General features: G+C 52.0%; 13 protein-coding genes. 3 read left to right on the top strand and 10 right to left on the bottom strand.

The window, feature by feature from the left end; all coding sequences use genetic code 11:
- Nucleotides 1–49: 49 nt before the first annotated feature.
- The 9 genes from RC85_RS14480 to RC85_RS14440 form a co-directional block, all read right to left on the bottom strand.
- A complete protein-coding gene (locus RC85_RS14480; protein ID WP_068264105.1) occupies nt 50–1,405 on the bottom strand; it encodes an oligosaccharide flippase family protein in 1,356 nt (451 codons plus the stop codon).
- Entirely contained in the window at nt 1,402–1,953 is a 552-nt protein-coding gene (locus RC85_RS14475) for a serine O-acetyltransferase (protein WP_068264103.1), read from the bottom strand. The genes RC85_RS14480 and RC85_RS14475 overlap by 4 nt, the downstream gene beginning before the upstream one ends.
- Nucleotides 1,934–2,917 carry a UDP-N-acetylmuramate dehydrogenase gene (murB, locus tag RC85_RS14470; protein ID WP_200836779.1) on the bottom strand — a complete coding sequence of 328 codons (984 nt, stop codon included), beginning with the start codon at nt 2,915–2,917 and terminating at the stop codon, nt 1,934–1,936. Before murB ends, RC85_RS14475 begins: the two co-directional genes overlap by 20 nt.
- Nucleotides 2,895–4,172 (bottom strand): UDP-N-acetylglucosamine 1-carboxyvinyltransferase, encoded by a 1,278-nt coding sequence (locus RC85_RS14465; protein WP_068264099.1) that lies wholly within the window; start codon nt 4,170–4,172, stop codon nt 2,895–2,897. Before RC85_RS14465 ends, murB begins: the two co-directional genes overlap by 23 nt.
- A 5-nt stretch (nt 4,173–4,177) precedes the next feature.
- On the bottom strand, nt 4,178–5,506 hold the full coding sequence (locus RC85_RS14460; protein WP_068264097.1) for a glycosyltransferase family 4 protein: 1,329 nt from the start codon (nt 5,504–5,506) through the stop codon (nt 4,178–4,180).
- Nucleotides 5,503–6,558, bottom strand: coding sequence for an O-antigen ligase family protein (locus tag RC85_RS14455; protein WP_160148165.1), 1,056 nt, complete (start codon nt 6,556–6,558; stop codon nt 5,503–5,505). Before RC85_RS14455 ends, RC85_RS14460 begins: the two co-directional genes overlap by 4 nt.
- 433 nt (nt 6,559–6,991) lie before the next feature.
- Nucleotides 6,992–7,831 (bottom strand): XrtA system polysaccharide deacetylase, encoded by an 840-nt coding sequence (locus tag RC85_RS14450; RefSeq protein ID WP_068264132.1) that lies wholly within the window; start codon nt 7,829–7,831, stop codon nt 6,992–6,994.
- Nucleotides 7,832–8,128: 297 nt separating this feature from the next.
- On the bottom strand, nt 8,129–8,863 hold the full coding sequence (locus tag RC85_RS14445; protein WP_149752865.1) for a hypothetical protein: 735 nt from the start codon (nt 8,861–8,863) through the stop codon (nt 8,129–8,131).
- 154 nt (nt 8,864–9,017) lie between these two features.
- On the bottom strand, nt 9,018–11,066 hold the full coding sequence (locus RC85_RS14440) for a hypothetical protein (protein ID WP_068264087.1): 2,049 nt from the start codon (nt 11,064–11,066) through the stop codon (nt 9,018–9,020).
- A 987-nt stretch (nt 11,067–12,053) separates the two neighbouring features.
- Here RC85_RS14440 and RC85_RS14435 point away from each other — a divergent pair.
- Nucleotides 12,054–13,649, top strand: coding sequence for an AI-2E family transporter (locus tag RC85_RS14435; protein WP_068264085.1), 1,596 nt, complete (start codon nt 12,054–12,056; stop codon nt 13,647–13,649).
- Here the strand turns inward: RC85_RS14435 and RC85_RS14430 are convergent.
- Nucleotides 13,642–14,019, bottom strand: coding sequence for a hypothetical protein (locus RC85_RS14430; protein WP_068264084.1), 378 nt, complete (start codon nt 14,017–14,019; stop codon nt 13,642–13,644). The two genes, RC85_RS14435 and RC85_RS14430, sit on opposite strands and share 8 nt — an antisense overlap.
- A 130-nt stretch (nt 14,020–14,149) precedes the next feature.
- Here RC85_RS14430 and RC85_RS26300 point away from each other — a divergent pair, with 130 nt between their 5' ends.
- A complete protein-coding gene (locus RC85_RS26300; RefSeq protein ID WP_084422680.1) occupies nt 14,150–17,710 on the top strand; it encodes a PVC-type heme-binding CxxCH protein in 3,561 nt (1,186 codons plus the stop codon).
- A 141-nt stretch (nt 17,711–17,851) separates the two neighbouring features.
- Nucleotides 17,852–18,184 carry a hypothetical protein gene (locus tag RC85_RS14420; protein ID WP_068264082.1) on the top strand — a complete coding sequence of 111 codons (333 nt, stop codon included), beginning with the start codon at nt 17,852–17,854 and terminating at the stop codon, nt 18,182–18,184.
- The last annotated feature ends 234 nt before the right edge of the window (nt 18,185–18,418 follow it).

Below are 18,418 nucleotides of genomic sequence, written 5' to 3'. Positions count from 1 at the left end.
GATCCATCTTCTGCGACGAGTATTGGTACATACGGACAATGATGTTGGTCTACCGATCTGAACGCATAAAGTCGCAAAAACGGTTCGAGCAATCTCTGCTGAACTCGAGCATTTTTGAGAGATCACTTTTGTTGACAAAAAGTATCTCAGCAAGTTTGTAGTCATTCAGCCTGACGAAATATGCTAACACGACTGCTGACATACAGATGTAAGACAAGCTGGTCGCTAGTGCTGCCCCAACAAAGCCAAACTTGGGGATGAGATAGCAGTTTGCAATGATGTTGATCACTAATGCCAGCGCGGACGCGATCGTCCCAATGCCGGGCCGGCCACGCGCAGCAAGGTCCACGGTTAGCAGTTTAAAGATCGGAAAAAGACAAACGCCTGGAAGAAGCGAAACAAATGCAAAGTAGGAACCTTCAAATTCTTTTCCATAGAGAAGATTGATCGCATACGGCCCGACAACCACTGCAAGCGAAGACAGAATGAGTAGCAGGAACAGTGAGAATCGCGTTGTTTGAAGGGTTCTTTCGGAACGATTATCAGCATCACTTTTGGCAACACTTGAAAACAAAGGTGCGACTGCTGCATTGGGTGCGAGCCACATCAGTTCTGCCATTCCCACAGCAAGAGAATAGATTCCAACAGCTTGGTCGCCGTCAAAGTACTTCAGCAGAATCAAGTCCAGTCGGTAGTTCAGGAAATTAATCAGAAGCAATGCGTATGATTTCAGACCGTAGGCAGCGGTGCGAGAAATGAAGTCTGCCGACCAGAATGATTCAAACCGTAAATTGTCGCGCAAGAACCAGCCTACTGACATGATGTGTACGACAGATGAAACAAGAAGGGCAATCACAAGCCCCGCTAGCCCAAAATCGAACAGCCAGACAGCAAACACGATCACTGAGATATTTACGAGTGATTTTGCTAACGCGCCGACATTTACCTGATCGATTCGGCCGAGGCCAATCAGAATTCGCGAACCGTAGTTGGTAAGGATATAACACAACGACAGCAGGCTAGCTGCGACAAGAAACTTGGTTTCAATGCCGATCCAAATTGAACGATGAAGTTCCCAGGAAAACCAAAAGAACACCATCCCGACGCACCACAAGAAGGTGCCAATGACGATCGCCGCGGAAATGATCTGCGAGCGACCATCGTTGGCCCTTGCAATGGAGTACGAAAATGCGGCTCCTAAGCCCAAGCTGCAAACCATGAAAACCGTTTGAGCCAGCAGTTCAATTAGGGTGGCTTTGCCCTTCAGTTCCGGACCGAGTACGCGAGCAACGATCACGCCTCCAACAATGCTGATCACCATCAGCACGATTTGAGTGGCGAACGTCGACGCTGATTGAACGAAGAAGCTACCGTTTTTAACTTCGGTATCCCGTTCGTTGTTCACTGATCTACCGAGCTATTTCGCGTTGCTCGCGCGGGGCTTCCCACCACCACTTCATTGTCCATGACATCGTGCAAGACAACCGAGTTGGCCCCGACCGTTGCACCGTTACCGATGCTAATAGCGTCAAGCACCTTGGCTCCGGAAAAAACGGTGACTTCGTTTCCAAGCACCGGGTAACGCGGTGTTTGCGATTTTGATTGCCTTCGCGCAGCACCCAGCGTCGTGCCGTTGTAAAGAGTGACCCTATCGCCGATCACGACTCCGTCGCCGATCACAATGTTCTGCGTGTGTGCGATGAAGATCCCATTACCAACCGTCGCACTTAGACTGCACTCAAAGCCGGTTAGGATTTCATTTGCGCGTTTGGCGTATGGAGACAGCCTCCAGAAAAACTTTTTCGAGTGCAGGTATTGCGACACTCTCATCAAGATGACAGCCAAGACTCTCCCTTCGACCAGACTTCGGCTGAGCACCTGAAACACAGTGACCTCGGGCTCGTATTGCACCAAGTCGATGATCAGGCATTGCCTAAGTGAGTTGCAGATCATCACACGCTTCGTGGGCTGGTACTTGTTGTCCGTCAGGTTGGACATACCTGACTTCGCAATTTAGCAGGAAACCAGTTTTATCAAACACATCTTGCCTGACGGTGCGAACAAGCGAAAGCACGTCAGCCGAACTCGCCCTACCGAGATTGACAATAAAGTTTGCATGCTGCTGCGGAATCATGGCATCGCCGATTCTAAGAGTTTTAAGACCACACCTCTCAATGATTGCTCCCGGTGGACCAAATTGGTCGTAGTTTTTTGGGTCGCTTAGGAATACTGATCCGCAGTTCGGATGCCGGCGCGGAAATTTTTTACGCCGTGACCTCAAAATGTCTCGCATGCGTTGCTGGATCCGAACGGGATCACCAGTCGAACACTGCAGATCAACGCGTGCGATGACCAATCCCGCGTTTTGCAACGCTGATTTGCGATACGAAAACTGGCATGAATCGCGATCAAAGCGAATCATTTCACCCATACTATTTATCGCGTGTACTTGCTGAACGTGAGTGCCAATTCCTTGTCGCAAGCTACCGCCATTCATAAGTACCAAGCCCCCAAGCGTGCCGGGAATTCCGATCGCGTGTTCCAATCCAGTCAGCCCAGCCCTTCCGATGTTCCTTATCAGCCGCGGAACAAACACACCGGATTGTGCCGTGATCTTGCGACCTGAAATTTCGTAACTCGAAAAGTTCCGCCCCAGCTTGACGACAACTCCACGTACACCGACATCGTCAAAAAGAAGATTGCTGCCATCACCGATAAAAAGGTGAGGGAGTTGGAACTCGTGCAAGCTTTTAATCAGCGTACAAAGCTGTTCAAGCGAAGTTGGTTGCACAAGTAAGTCAGCCGGCCCTCCGATTCCCCACCAACTGTGATTGCGAAGCGGCGCATCGAAAGACGTTTCGCCGATGCTTCGACGAGCTAACTGCTTTAGCGAATCACGCATAGTCGATGTCGCCACCGAGGTCCTTTATCTTTGTGAGCAAAGAGTTGTAGCCGCGTTCAATCTGCCATGCATCGGTGATGATCGTTTCACCTTTGGCTGCAGCGAGACCGGCTAACGTGAGAGCAATACCGGCTCGCAAATCGAGTGCTTGAACGTTCTGTCCATGCAACGGATTGCCTCCGTCGATAACCAGCAAGTTTTCCTTAATCTGATATTGAACGCCCATTTTCGCTAGCTCTTTGACATATCCGTAACGCCCCGGAAATCGTAAATCCACAATCACACTTTGCCCTCGCGCCATTGCACCGAACACGGCGAACAGTGGTTGCATGTCTGAATTGATACCAGGATAAGGCCCCGTACTAATCTCGAACGGATAGCAGCGACCGCCAGTGACGATCAGGCTGCTATCACCCCGAAAGAACCTCGCTCCGCTTTCACGAAGATGGATCAAAGGAATTTCAAGATCTCCGTACGGGAAATTGTGGATCTCGATGGTGCCCTCGGTAATCACCGCAGCGATCAACCAAGTCAAGGCCTCCATGTTGTCGGCGAGTGCCCGATAAGTGGTTCCGCCAAGGTGCTCTCGACCAACAATTTCAATTCGCTCTTGTCCATAGACCGTGATTTCAGCACCCATCGATCGCAAGAAGCGAACCAAGTCCAAAATTTCGGGCCTGATATGTGGATTCCATACATTGGTCACTCCATTTGCGAGCGTACCACAGATGATTGCGTTCTCAGTTGCTCCGGTCGATCGAATCGGCAGATGAATTTCGCAACCCTGCAGTCTTTGACTTGAACTCGCACAAAGGAAGCCATCCTGAGTCCAAATCTTGGCTCCAAACTTTCTCAATAACATCTCGTGTAGGTCATACTTCCTGTCGCCAAGATTGCATCCGCCTGGCAGCGGAACTCTGCCCTCGCCGAATCGTGTGGTCAGCGCACCAAGTACCAAAAGTGTGTTTCGAATCGACCTTCCATCCCAATCAAGATTGGTGCTCAGATCTTGATGTTCTTCCATTGTGATCGTCCCAGGGGAGACCTTCGATGTCTTACCAAGGCACGAGAGCATATCGACGTGAATTTTCGCATCTAACAATTCATTGGGATAGTTAAGCAGATCGATCTTGCTGGACGTCAAGATCGAAGCAGCCAACAGACGCAGGACGCTGTTTTTCGCACCGCTCAAGTGGACCTCACCCGACAAACACGACGGACGAACTCGATAGCTAAAATCTTCTAACGTTGGTGCATCGGCATCGCTCATCTGTATCAATTTTTCCTTGGCTGTTTGATAGTGCTAACCATCCGCAGGAATCGCTTGATCGTATGGATTGAGTTGTCACGTATTACTGGAACCAGCCGGCACAAAAAACTGATCCATTGTCGCGACCGTGCAAACCGTGCAAGACGATTGTGATGGTCTAAAATCTGGTGATATACCAACTGTGTCGTTGGGACGCCCACGCTCACTTCGATATTCTCTTCGATGTATTGTTTTCCAAATTCACCGATTTCTTTTCGCCGCTGGGGATTAAGCATCAACTTCTTGATTTCAGACGCCAGGACATGCGAGCCTTGAACTGAATCCACATTACGTCCACTAAAGTTGTACCAAGCGAGATCGCTCACTTGATCCGCTTCGACAACGCCTGCGAATCCATTTTTTCCTACGACAATCGTGGGGCGTCCCAAAGCCATTCCCTCAAATGCACTTCTGCCAACCCCTAGCACAAGATCGGCGTATCGAAGGTATCGAAAGGCCTTCGCCGCTGGCCCGGTAAACAGCATCTTTGATGCTGGGAATTGTTCGCCAATCGATTCACCACGAAGCTTAGCTTGTTGATACAGATCGCCTTTACCACCGATCATTACAAGTTGAATGTTAAGTCCTTCTTTGAGTAGTTTTTCGATTGCATCAAGCACGCTGTGAATGGAATCGATCTTGGAACTATCAAACGAGCTAATCATCATGATTGTAAAGGCATGTTGGTTTTGCGTTACCAAACGTGCCTCGGCGTCCTCTGACGCAAACTGCGTGTTGAGGATTTCTTTGGTATCGAGACGCGAACGCATGACGGTGACGGCATCAGCATTCCATCGGAAGTGATTAACCATCCGCATTTTTTGCTCCTCAGAGAAAACAATAAGGTTCGGAGCATCTGGAAGGTTGTAGTAGGGGTCGACTCCGCCGCAAAGAGTACACACAACTGGCACGTTCGCCATTAAGCTTGCTGGATAAGCATGCATGTAGGAGCGTGCATCGAATGCATGAACTAGGTCAATGTTGTGCTGTCGAATAAGATTGCTAAGTCGCTTGACTGCGGCTAACGACGCCCAAGTGAAGTATGTATTGCGCGTACCGTGGTAGATAGGGATTTGGACCTCCTCGAATCCCATTTCTTGACCAATTTCCGTTGCCAGTTCTCCATCTGCTCCTGCAAAAACTGGCGTGACTCCCCGCTTGCGTAATTGACGAGCAATGGACAGAGCAGAAAGAACATGACCTCCGCGCATTGCCTTAAACACTACGAACAACACCTTGACTTCTCGTTGGTCGATGGTCGGTGTCCTATTCATCGAGTCTTCAGGAATCGTCATGATGCTGCATGATAGACTTGCCGTTCTTCGGCGCACGACTCGCTAAGCTGGGGCGAATCGGCGGGCTGATGCAATATGTTTTTCACGGCGTATCCAAGAACAGCAAGTAAGTACCCGGTCTCTAGCATGGCACCGCTGCTAAACATGCTGGCAAGGAAGAACGCTGGCATGCCGACACAGATCGCCAAAGACGCCGCATTTAGCCAAGGATCCTCTTCGCGCCGTCTTAGAACTAGCCCAAGAGAAGATCGCAGTGGTATCCAGAAAAAAGCGAAGTAAGCCAGTGTGGCAGGGATCCCGAATCCAGTTGAAATTTCGAACAAGATATTGTGCAGTGCCTTCCGCTGCGAAGTGGAGACGATCGGCCCTTCGTAATAGTCCGGAACCAGCAATTCGCCACACCAGGGACCGACACCCACGATAGGATTTTCTATCGTGATTTGTGCGCCGGCTTTCCAAAGCTTGAACCGCGAGTTGGCCGAATTGTCTCGCTCTCCTGCCTCAGCAAAAATAGATGAGAATTCTCTTACGACCGGGGGCCCAGCCAAAACGATTGCGACCACGCCAATCGCAACAATGCCAATAATGTTGCTTCGAGTCTTCTCAGCGAAGAAAGCCACAAGTGCGAATAAGAGACAAACGGCCAGCATCCCACCTCTGGATTCGAGTAGTAGTATTTGGTGAATCTGCAATGCCGCGATGGCCAACGAAAAAAGCCGTAACTTTGGCCCTAAGTTAGTTAGTGCGATTGAAATCGACATTGCCAGAACAGGGATCGTAAAGATCGTGTAACCATTGTTGTCTCCCTTGGTTCCGCTGGCCCAACCCGATCTTGAATACGCTGAAAAACCGTCTTCAAAATACTGAAGGTTAATTTGCATGGCGTTGTAACCTTGCGTGACGACAGCAACAACCAACAGGATCCAAAGCTTTTTGGGCGTATCGATCAAGGCAACCGCTAGGGTCGTGACCAGAGCAATTTTGAAGACCGTGTAGAGGTAATAAGATGAAGTTTCAGGATCCAGAGATTGACCGTGTGAGACCCAGCCCATGAAGATGAAAAACCAAAGAAAGCTCAGACCTGTCTTATTTTGTACAACTCTTTTCAGGCCCGGCAATCCGCAAACAATCCAACCCGCAAAAAGGCACAAAGCCAAATAGAGCTGAAAAGGGAATGCTCGATCAAGACTCCAACGCCAATTCCAACCGGGATCCATAATCGCAAAGCCATAAAGAGCGATTACTCCGATCCAAGGTCGTATGATCGCGCCAACGCAACAAAGTCCAAACACCAGAAATGTAAGTGTCGCGCCGATCATTGCAGACGTTGTTTACCCGCACAGATTTGAGATAACTGAGTCTGGACCATAAAAAGATGAATTCTAATAGCGCGGACTTCGTCCACGTGGGTGGCAGTATAAAGCTGACAACACAAATGATTCTTAATTTGATTTCGCTCAGAAGCGAAAGACTTCAAAACAAAAGTCAGCCAGCTTTTCGGAGAGGAGCCTGGTTCGCTGACGCAATCGACGTCGCCATCGTTCCAAAACGATGAGACTGTACCAGTCCGATGAGCTTACGCTCGGTATGCTTTAGATTGACGTAGTGGCGGAAGCGGCTTTTGGTGCCGGCTCCTTTGATTCGTGGTTGGTCGGGATCGATTTCCCAGGGGTGGATGTAGAACATCGCGGGGCGGCCAGATGACTGGATCCTTCGAATCGCGGCGGTGGTCATTGCGGTGGGGAAGAGGCGGAAGTAGCCGCCGCCGATGGGGACGGTGACACCAGCGACCTTGGCCACGGATGGCGGGAACTCCAACAGTTTTCCACGGTCCGCGACGCGATCATGAATTTCTTTTTTTGCGTCCGGTACACCGTATCGATCATGGCCCGCGATGGGAAAGATGCTGCTGTCGGTGGTGAAACCCTGTTCGATCAAAATATCTAATGCCCAAAGTGACTTCTTAGTAATCGAAAAGCTCGGTGCGCGATAAGCGGTTGGCTTGACACCGCACGCGCTTACGATGGCTTCCTGGGCATCGTTGATATCCGTTGCAAATTGCTCCGGCGTCTGGTCGTAGACCAATTGGTGCCAGTAGCCGTGGGAGGCGATTTCATGTCCAGCTCTGGCAATGCGGCGAACGAGTTTTGGAAAGCGATGCGCCACCCAGCCGAGAACAAAGAACGTGCCTCGAATATCGCATGAATCCATCAGCGACAGCATGCGGTCGGTGTTGGTTTCCACACGGCACTCATACTGGTCCCATCTCTTCCTTGAAACCTGCCGTTCAAACGCGGACACTTGGAAGTAGTCTTCAACGTCAATCGTAAACGCATTGCAAACAGATAATCCGTCCGGTCGATCTGCGTGACCGCTGACCTGGTTCGTGGATTGATTGCTGGTAGCGTATGAATTCGGCATGATCCGTCGGGTCTAGCTGCATTCATGTCGTCACCGCAAGCCCGTTTAGAAATTCTCCTGAAATAACTGCCATGTTTGGAAATATCTGTCGCAGCAGGGCCCGCTGGGCTGGGCTGGCGATGGAAAGCCTTTCTAAACCGTTTAAACGCGTGGGCATCGCAACTCTCATTCGACCTTTTGCCACGAAGTGGCGCTGTCCAGCTATGCTGCCAAACGACTCGAGCTAGTTGTTTCCTCACCTGACGTCATCTCAAGTGCCACGTCTTCTTCTCTTTCAGACTTTATCCGAAACGAACCAACCAACATTGCCAAGAAGAAGAATGGGATTAACAACTCGGAAAACTCTTCCATCCCACCGAGAAAGATGGGAGCCGAATCACCAAAGTTGAATCCAGCCCGATTGAGAGCCCCCATGCCGGAATCGATTCCTTTGGAAAAGACCACCAGCAACACGCCGCCGACCGGCAGAATCCCCTCGATGCGACCGGATCGACATCGATCTAAAACCATCGGCAAGTATCGGTAGAAAACCATTAGCGTGGCGATCACGATCGACGTCAGAACGATCAAGACAACACCTTTCTCCATCAAGCTAATATCAGGAGCGACGTAGAACCTTGTTTTCAAAATATCCATTGATGTCCACCGCGAATGAAAATCCAGCTCGCGTGCCGCGAAGACAGCAACAAAAAGACTCAACAAAAACGGATATCGGGGCCCTCGCCTGACTGGTTTCGTCGCGGCAGCCAAACGAACGGCCGGCGGACTCGATACCGTTTGGTAAACACCAATGCCCAGCAGAACTAGCGAGCAAACGCCATACAGAATCACCGTCGTCATTTCGACGGGCCCCTGTTCAGCCATCATTGCGTCTCTTGCCGGTGTCTCCATCGACAAAATCGCTGTCGATGCGATCGTGCAAAAAAATGTTGACAAGATGCACACAGTACCAATCGATATCAAAAACTCTTTTGTGCAGAAACTATTTCTACAAGTTTCCAAACATGATTTCATGAAGGTTTGTAATCGCGTTATGAATGATTGCATCGCGTTGCTTGTTTTAAAAAGGAAATGGAATCTTGACGAAGCGTTAGGCGGCTTTCTTGCCCGGGCCCGTTTCGGCTCGCGTTGAATCTTCGGAATCGTCACGTTGCAGGGCATCTCGTTGCATCGGATACGAACCAAGCGTCTGTTCATTCGTTGGTGCGATGTCTGCGGAGGCTTCGACGGAATCCGATACTCTCTGCGTCCCCGTCACATAGCGAGCAGCACCGATGATTCGATTTGCTGCTGTCAAACAGTAGTGTTCAGTTCGCGAATCGGCACCGCCATAGATCGGAATACTCCGGCCAAGACGTGACGCCATTTCGCGAATCATCAAAGCGGAAATACTCTGGTTCGCAGCCCACATTTGCACGATGAAAGCGGATGATCCCAATGTGGGAATCACGCCAACCAAAAACGCTTCGCGATGCCGCACATTCGCCACACGATTCGACCACACACTGGCAAGCGTCACCGCCGTTCGCATGATGGGAAGCGCCACGAATGGCGCAACGGCATGCCAGAGACTCCCACCTGAAAAATAGACTGCAACTCCACCGACCTTGATCGGCGCAAAAACCGGCGTCAGCGTTTTCACCGCCAGATGCATCGCGAGACCACGAGAATAGACGGAAATTTCTGGTCCGTGAAAACTCTCTTTAAGGCTCGCGGCCTCTTCGGGATCAATCCATCGTCGGTCCTGCCACTTTTTAACCGTCCGCAAAAACATGCGACGACCAACGATTGACTGGTAGCGTTTGTTCGTCAATAAACCCGCAAGCTTCCCGGCACGCTCCGCTCGCCAACTTGGATCCACCAAAAACCGGTGCATTCCCGCTGGCGTCGTCAGGCTTAGCAAGCGATTGCCAAGAAACCTGGTTGTGGAAAGTTCGACGCCTGCCTCGTTTTGCTTGATCGTTTCGGCGGCCGGCAATCGGCTGGCATCCCGCCATTGCTGGACTTTTCGTTCTCTGTACTGATCCATTTGACGCTTGCGGAACGGTTGATCACGTAAGAAGCGTCGCACTCGTTGTCTTTGCGAACGACGACCAAGCATTCGTTGCATCCACTGCGCTGTTTGACGCGTTGGCATCAAGCCCGCAATCCAAAACAGGATGTAAAACCCAAAGCTGCTGCAAAGCTGCTGCTGGCTCGTTGCGTCAGTCGAACCTTCCCGCTTCCATCTCTGACGCAACTCGCTGCTATACAGGTTCCTGCGGCGAGGTGACAACCAGGTCCAAGGACGGCGAAAAAGAGCAATCTCGCTCTCTTTCCAAGCACGATTGTGTTCTAACAATTGTTGGATATCGCCAACCACAGAATCATCGACTTGATCTTGCTGTTTTCGTTCAGCTCTAAGTTCTTTAACACAGGCTTGAAGCTTGCCTGCGTCCAAATCGTCGAATGGAAACAGAGATCCTGCTCGCCAGGCGATGTGCAGATATCGAAAGACCAACACCGCCGGGATTCCCGACTCCAAGTCAATCACGACATGCTGTTTTGATGGGATGCCTTCGTCCGCATCGTCACGAAAGATCGATAGCTGTTGTTTTTCGGAGATCAGCAAGTTGGCTGTTGAAACCATCGCTTTGGGTGCGACTTGCCATCCCGATCCTGACAACCCACAGTCGATCAGATCCTGTTCAAGCTGTCGCATGATCGCAACCAACTCGGTCATCTCGCTCGTCGTATTTTCGCTTTTGCCATTCGATCCAGGATTCTGATCCAAATCTGGAATCGGACCGCGTCCATCAACCCAACGAGCCGCCAACACCCAGGATTGTCGTGGCAGGTCGTACCGAACATAGATCGGCTCTGCGACCTGAACTGGCGAATCGGCCATGGCCAACATTTGCGAGGCAACACGTCGCCGATAGAAACAGGCCAGAATCGCGTGCCGGTTACTCTGGTAGGCAAACGGAGCCGCGAATGCGATTCGGTAGATCAGTCGTGTTAATCGCCCCGGGTCAAAAACCTTTTCAACACATCGCAGGCTTGAACCATCTTCCCAAGTCGCATCCACCAACTCGGCCGTTGCAGCGCGGCCATTGCCCAGCGTTCGAACGACACGCACGACGCTGGGTTGGTGGGGCATCGAAGGCAAGGGATTTGCTGACAAGGGAGAGACCGGAGCTTACGATTGAATAACAATTAGGTCTTGAACTAGCGTGTTTGCCGGGAAGACGTCAATCGCAAGCTGAAAGTTTGCGGTATTGGGTGAAGGCGGTCAGCAGACTTTTGTAGGCCGTAGCGAGTGGAGCGAGTTACGGCAGGTAACCCGGTGAAGCAATTCGATAGGGAAAGTCGCCAACACCAGGGCTTTCGGTGATCCCGCAATGGAGGCCGAAACTCTTGGCGAGTTCCGCTACGGCAAACCGCCCAAAACGCGGGAGAAAATTGCTTCACAGCATGGCACGGCAATGCCGTGAAGGGTGTCTAAACCGTTTAACCGCGTGGGCATCGCCTGGGCCGCTAAATCTTTGGTATTGACATAGTATTTTGCAATTAAGCATTTGTTCCGCTTTCAGTCCAATGCGGCCATTCGAATCGTAGGAGGCAACTCGATCGATTTCCGTTGCGGGCTTGTCCCGGCGGAATCACAACTGGCGGCTACCAATGCTCCGTTTCAACGCCAGTTCCAATCTTCTTCAGCCACGATCTCCGCTGCGGGCTTGCCCCGGCGGGATCAACGAATTTCGCTCGATCGCGCTCTTGATCGCGATGGGGGTAGCCAAGTCGTTAGCTCCGCCGGGACAAGCCCGCAACGGAGGCCTACGTGAGAGTACCCTCTCGAATAATATCTGCGGTTAGTAGTAGCTTCCAGTTGCCGCTCCGTCCGGGGCAAGCCCGGCGGAAGCACTCAACGTCGCGGTGAGAATGAAACCTGCGCAAACGAGAACTGATGCAATACCAAAGATTTAGCGGTCCAGGCATCGCCCAACGCCGTGAAGGGTTTTGATACAGCAGAAACCCATTGTTCTTTTACTGGATAGAATCCCTTCACGACCTACGTGGTTGATTTGACCGCGTCCTCTGCATCCATGGTTGTTGATTGGTGTCACCATTGACCACAATGCTCGCCATGAGCAAACGAAACAAAAAAACGAAGTCTACCGCACCAACTGGTTCTGACGCACCAAGTGCTGACCAGCCCGCTGCGAATGCGGCCGACGCCGGGCCTCTGGATAATTCACTTGCCAGCGGCTCTCAAGCGAGCATGTCCGCGCTGCCGCCGCTGTCTCGGATTCTTTCCGTCGTGATGTTGATCCTTGGCATTTTGATTGTTGGTGTTTTGTTTCTGCAGGTGATGGCAGGGTTCTTTGTGCCATTGTTTCTGGCGGCGTTGTTGGTGGTGATTTTCCGCCCGGTTCATCAGTGGATTTATCGAAAGAGTGGACAGCGTCCCAAGGTCGCCGCCACCGCGACCACGTCGCTGGTATTGTTGATGGTGTTGATGCCCGTGATTGCCGTCATCTCGGTTGCGACAAGTCAGTTCACGTCGATCGTCACCTACGTTGACTTTGATGATTTCACGGGAGCATTCGATCGAGCTCGAGCACAACTGGGCATCGCGTTGGAGCATCCGCAGCAATTTCGCAGACTCGATGAGTTAACCGATTCGCTTGACGAAACCCGAGATCCGGAAACCGGGATAACGACCGAGGACGATGCTGAAACGATTTTGATCAAGATCGAGGAAGCGAAGGAATTGATTGCTTACTTGCATGAGGAAGTTAGCGGACCGCCAACAGCCGATCCCGATGCCGAAAACGCTCAACAGAGTTTGAGTGAGTACGCCGAAACGGTTCAAGCTCACTTGGATCAGAAAGATGTTGATTTGATCACTCAAGTCAACACCGACGAATTGTTCGACCAGAAATCAGTCAACGCCTCCGCATCGATCCGCACTTGGATGCGATCAAAACTTGGCGGTACGTTTCGCAGCCAGGTTTGTTTGCTGGCCAATCCCAGTGCCGAGGATTTTCGCGATCTACTTCGCAAGGGACGTGAATTTTTGCAGCCACGGTTTGTCAGTTTGACAAGCGCGACGGGAAACTACTTAGGGAAATTTTTGATCGGATTGGTTGTGCTAGTAGTTGCGGTTTACTTCTTTTTGATCGACGGTTCGTCGATGATTCACACCTTGATGCGGTTGAGTCCGTTGGATGATGCTTACGAGGAAAGGTTGCTGATTGAGTTTGAACGTACCAGCCGTGCGGTCGTGTTGGCTAGTTTTGTCAGTGCGTTTGCCCAAGGGATTCTGGCGACGATTGCGTTCTGGCTTTGCGGATTCGATTCACTGATCTTGTTGTTTTTAATCACCAGTTTGATGGCGTTGGTTCCGTTCTTGGGTGCGGCATCGGTTTGGTTGCCGTGCGCGATTTATTTGGGTGCGGTTGATCAGCGTTGGTACGTTGCGATTGCCTTGGCGGTCTACGGTGCCGGGATCATTTCGACCGTGGATAATTTCATCAAGCCGATGGTTTTGCAGGGACGCACGACGCTGCACCCGTTGTTCGCGCTGCTGAGCGTGCTGGGTGGATTGGCGGTCTTTGGACCAGTTGGAATTGTGGTCGGTCCGATGGTGGTCGTGTTCCTGCAAACCCTGCTGGAAATCCTTAGTCATGAATTGGCAGAACGCGACGCGGGGGCGGGGGCGGGCGGTGAGGCTAATTGATCGCCATCGAGTAGCTTGCAAAGAACAGCCCCAGGTGGACCAACAGCAAACCGGCGGACGGTAATCGATAGTCTGAAAACATTCCGCCGACTGCTAAGCCGCATCCCAAACCCGCGATCAGGACGCCGCCGGCGGGGAACCACCAAGCCGCCGCAGACGCAAAGAAGACCACCATCAACGACGCGGTTGCCGATCCTTTGGCAGTGTATTTCATCACGCCGTCGGTAAGAACTTCCGGCGCGGTCGATTGTTCTTCATCGAACAGGTCGGAATTTGCACCGGGTGATTCAACGGCCTGAACCACTGTCCCAGGCGCAAACGGGGAACCTGTTCGGATAGGTTCATCGGGAAAGGCATCATCGGGAGGCACGGTTCTGTCTCATTTCTAATTTCAGGTCGATTGCTTCGTTGCCACTCTTCACCAGTTGCGACTATCTTAGAGGAAAACAATCACCGCATGATCACCCCGTTTTCAGAGCGGATTTCATCAGGACTTCTGCATGCCAGCCTACCAGCCATCCAGCCACCGCCTACCACGTTCTTGTTCACGACAGGTTTTGACTTTCACAGCGGCACGGCTGATTTTGTTTATCGCTGGATCGCTTGCTTTGACGTTCCAGTCGGCGGGTGCGGCTGAATTCGAGCAGCCTGAACCGTTGCAGCCTTCGATTGCCTCGGCATCGGACGAACCTGCGGAGGCAATGGAAGCGATCAGCATCAAAAAGGGCTGGGAAATTGGACTTTACGCGGCCGAGCCCGACGTTGCCAACATCGTTGCGTTTGACATTGACAACCAGGGCCGCATCTTTGTTTGTGAGTCGTTCCGGCAGTCCAAAGGCGTCACCGACAATCGGGCGCATGACGAAAAATGGTTGCTCGCTGACTTGGCTGCCGAAACGGTTCAAGACCGCATCGATTATCACAAGCGGTTGCTCGGGGAAGCGGCTGTCACGTACGCGCAGCATGACGATCGACTGCGGTTGCTAAAAGACACCGACGGGGATCACCAAGCTGATCAAAGCACGGTCTTTGCAAGTGGGTTTAATCGGATCGAAGAAGGCACCGGCGCGGGCGTCCTTTCACGCGGCGAAGATGTCTACTACACCAACATCCCTAAGTTGTGGAAGTTGAATGACACCGATGGTGATGGCGTCGCCGACAATCGATCGGTGCTGTCCGACGGTTACGGCGTCAAGGTCGCGTTTCGCGGACACGACTTGCATGGATTATTGGTTGGCCCGGACGGGCGATTGTATTTCACGATTGGGGATCGTGGTTACAACATTACGACCGACGATGGAAAAGTGATCACGAACGTTGATTCGGGAGCCATGTTTCGATGTGAACTCGATGGATCGGATTTACAAGTGGTCGCCACTGGCCTGCGCAATCCGCAGGAAATTGCGTTCAACGATTACGGCGATTTCTTTTCGATTGATAACAACAGCGACAGCGGCGACAAAGCACGCGTGGTCCAGTTGCTGGAAGGCGGCGATTCGGGTTGGCGAATGCACTATCAATACCTTCCCGATCGAGGCCCTTTTAACCGCCAAAAAATTTGGGAACCTTTCCATGAGGAACAGCCGGCGTTTATCGTGCCGCCAATCACTAACTTTACCGATGGCCCCAGCGGACTGGCATATTATCCCGGCACCGGATTCGGCGAACAGCTTCGCGACACATTTTTGATTTGCGATTTCCGCGGAGGACCAAGTAACAGCGGCATCCGTTCATTCAGGCTGGAACCCAAGGGCGCGTTCTACCAATTCGTTGACGGGAAGGAGCAAAACACCGAGCAGTTGGCTGAACAGGACACCGATCAAAATATTGAGCAAAATATTGAGCAAAACAGCGAGCAAAAAACTGAGCAGAAAACTGAGCCGACGCCCGAACAAATTGCTCAGCAAATCGAAGACGCGGATCGGGCGTCTCAGGTGATCTGGAATGTGCTGGCGACCGACGTTGCGTTTGGACCTGACGGAGCGATTTACTTTAGTGATTGGGTGAACGGTTGGGATGGACTGGGCAAAGGTCGCCTGTATCGCGTCACCGATCCCGATGAAATCGATCAGGCGATCGTCGGCGAAGTTACCCAGTTGCTTGCCGGTGACTGGACAGAGACGAAGACCAAACCACTGTCCGATCTGCTGTCGCACGATGATCGACGCGTTCGCTTGGAAGCTCAGTGGGAACTCGCCAGACGTGGTGAACATGAAACCCTACTGGTTGTTGCAAGTAACCCCGACGCGTCCACGTTGGCTCGTTTGCACGGTGTCTGGGGATCCAGTCAAGTCCTACGAACTAGCGAAGAAGAACTCAGCCGAGCCAAAATCCTCAGCCTGCTTCGTCCTCTGTTGACAGGCAATGATCCAATCGTTGTTGCGGCCGTCGCTGCGGCGATGGGAGATCACAATGATCAAGAATCAATCAGTGCTCTGCAAACTTTGATTGGCAGCGAATCGGATCGGGTCAAATACCACTCGATCATGTCGCTTGCGAAATTAAAAGATGCCGGTGCGTTTGCTGAAGTGATCGCATTGTTGGACGAACGTGACAACTCTGACCCGGCGCTTCGACATGCCGGTGCGATGTACTTGGCAAAGACGATTCCCGCTGACGTGATTGCAAAGCTATCCGAACACCCGTCTGTTGCAGTTCGCCGGACCGCCGTGGTGGCTTTGCGACGAATCAAAAGCGGAAAGCTGGCGGATTTCCTGGGCGATGAGAGTCCCCTGGTTGTCGAAGAAGCCGCCGGTGCGATTCACGATCTGCCTGTTCGCGTGGCTCAAAAGTCGTTGGCCAATCTGATTGACACCCCGATGAAAGATTCGCCGGTCGCCCGCCGGGTCATCAACACCTTGTATCGCATCGGAACATCTGAATCAGCGACACGTCTGGCTAACTTTGCGGGACGCCCGTCCGCTGCAGTTGATTTTCGCTTAGACGCGTTAGACGCTTTGGCTAGCTGGGCTGATCCAGACCCTCGCGACCGCGTGTTGAATGTTTATCGACCGCTGAAATCGCGTCCGGTCACCGATGCCGTCAAGGCCATTGAACCGCAGATCGATGCACTGATGGCATCTCAAGATGAAATCCGTGCCAAGGCGATCGACGTTGCGTCAACTTTGGGAGTTCGAAAGATTGTTCCGTTCTTAGTCGCGCGAGTCGCCAAGCAAGACAGCAGTTCAGAGGCCAGAGCGACCGCGCTGAAAGGACTTGCCAAGTTAGACGCCGAAGCCGCGGTCTTGATTGCACGAAAGACGAAGCTGTTGCCCACCAATGAGTTTGTGCTCGCTTCGCTGAGCGTTTTGTCAGAACTTGACCAGCAGAATTCCATCGACAAATTCATCAAGGCGACTCATAGTCGTGACGCCCAAGTCCAAGGCTTGGCGTGGGATATTCTTGCCGACCATCCATCTGCCAAAGCAGAGGCCAGGATCGCTGAAGGTGTAGAAGCCTACATTGAAGGATCGCTTCCATCGGGCGTTCACTTGAACCTTGTTGAAGCGGCAAACGGGCGTCTTTCCCCCGAACTGCAGAAAGCACTTTCGCAACATCAAACAACAGTGGCCGAGGCCGATTCGTTGGGGCCGTGGTTGCTGTCGCTCGATGGCGGAGACGTCCAAAAGGGCAAGAAGTTGTTTTTTGAGAAGACAGAACTCTCTTGCGTTCGATGCCACCGAGTTGATCGAATTGGTGGTCAGGTTGGACCAGTTTTAACGGTTATTGGCAAGCAAAAAGATCGTCGCTATTTGCTCGAATCGATTGCGATCCCTGACGCCAACATTGCCAAGGGCTACGAGACCGCTGTGATTGCCAATGATTCCGGTGAAGTCTTTTCGGGTGTGGTTCAATCCGAAAATGACGATGAAATCAATCTGGTTCGCGGCGACGGCAGCTTGGTGACGATCCCAACCGACGAGGTTGTGGCCCGCAAGACAGGGATTTCCTCCATGCCAGCGGATCTATCGAAAAGCATGACCGCCCGGCAATTGCGTGATTTAGTTGCCTATTTGGCGAGTTTACAGGTCGATCCGTCTGCTGCGGGCAGCATCGAATGAGACGGCTAGGAAAATTGGATTCTTGTTTTGCCTAAATGGCTTTGGTGACCTACTGTTCAGTAGATCGTTCACCTTCAATTCCAGATCACTCTCTGATCACCCGATTGAATGTGACCAAACAGTTAGCTGAGGGCATAACTAATGACTTGTCACGAACTCGCCAAACGACTGCAAACACTTGCGCCGGAGCTTTCTCCGATTGACGTTGCGAGATTGACATTGATGATCCTGACACAAACCAGCGACTCCGATTTGTTGTCCAATGAATCGAAGCTGATGTCAGCGTGGAAGAACGCAAGCTTTCGACTGGAAGCCGCTTCGGATCAACATGCCGCCGTCGCAGATGAACTGGACCAATTGTGCGGCGATGGCCCCATCGAATTTAGCCCTGATCAACTTTGGCTTTTACTCCGAGCCGTGAAGATTCAAGGTCAGCTCTTGGAACTCTACACCGATCAACCAGCACTCGCTTAGCAAAGCTATTTTAACGTAGCTGATCCCGCCAGCGTTCAGTCCTGGATCTGCTACTGCGCGTTAGGCCCGGAGGGCCGGCAGCACCCTGCCGGGTGCGCGAGCACCCGGATGGCTACCCAACGCCGTGAAGAGTTTTGGTCTCGGAAAACACGTGTTAGTTCGTTTAGCCGCGTGGGCATCGCCCCGCGCGTTCGGTGCCGCACGACGCGCGGGGCGATGCCCAACGCGGTTAAA

Source organism: Rubripirellula obstinata (genome assembly GCF_001642955.1).
In the GTDB taxonomy this organism is placed as follows: Bacteria; Planctomycetota; Planctomycetia; order Pirellulales; family Pirellulaceae; genus Rubripirellula; species Rubripirellula obstinata.
Note: the sequence above shows the minus strand (reverse complement) of the source record. Positions and strands in the feature narration are given on the sequence as shown.

Coding starts and splice junctions, on each gene's coding strand:
- RC85_RS14460 (WP_068264097.1), bottom strand. CDS start 5,506: ATGACGATTCCTGAAGACTCGATGAATAGGACACCGACCATCGACCAA.
- RC85_RS14435 (WP_068264085.1), top strand. CDS start 12,054: ATGAGCAAACGAAACAAAAAAACGAAGTCTACCGCACCAACTGGTTCT.
- RC85_RS14420 (WP_068264082.1), top strand. CDS start 17,852: ATGACTTGTCACGAACTCGCCAAACGACTGCAAACACTTGCGCCGGAG.
- RC85_RS14440 (WP_068264087.1), bottom strand. CDS start 11,066: ATGCCCCACCAACCCAGCGTCGTGCGTGTCGTTCGAACGCTGGGCAAT.
- RC85_RS14465 (WP_068264099.1), bottom strand. CDS start 4,172: ATGAGCGATGCCGATGCACCAACGTTAGAAGATTTTAGCTATCGAGTT.
- RC85_RS14455 (WP_160148165.1), bottom strand. CDS start 6,558: ATGGGCTGGGTCTCACACGGTCAATCTCTGGATCCTGAAACTTCATCT.
- RC85_RS14475 (WP_068264103.1), bottom strand. CDS start 1,953: ATGATCTGCAACTCACTTAGGCAATGCCTGATCATCGACTTGGTGCAA.
- RC85_RS26300 (WP_084422680.1), top strand. CDS start 14,150: ATGCCAGCCTACCAGCCATCCAGCCACCGCCTACCACGTTCTTGTTCA.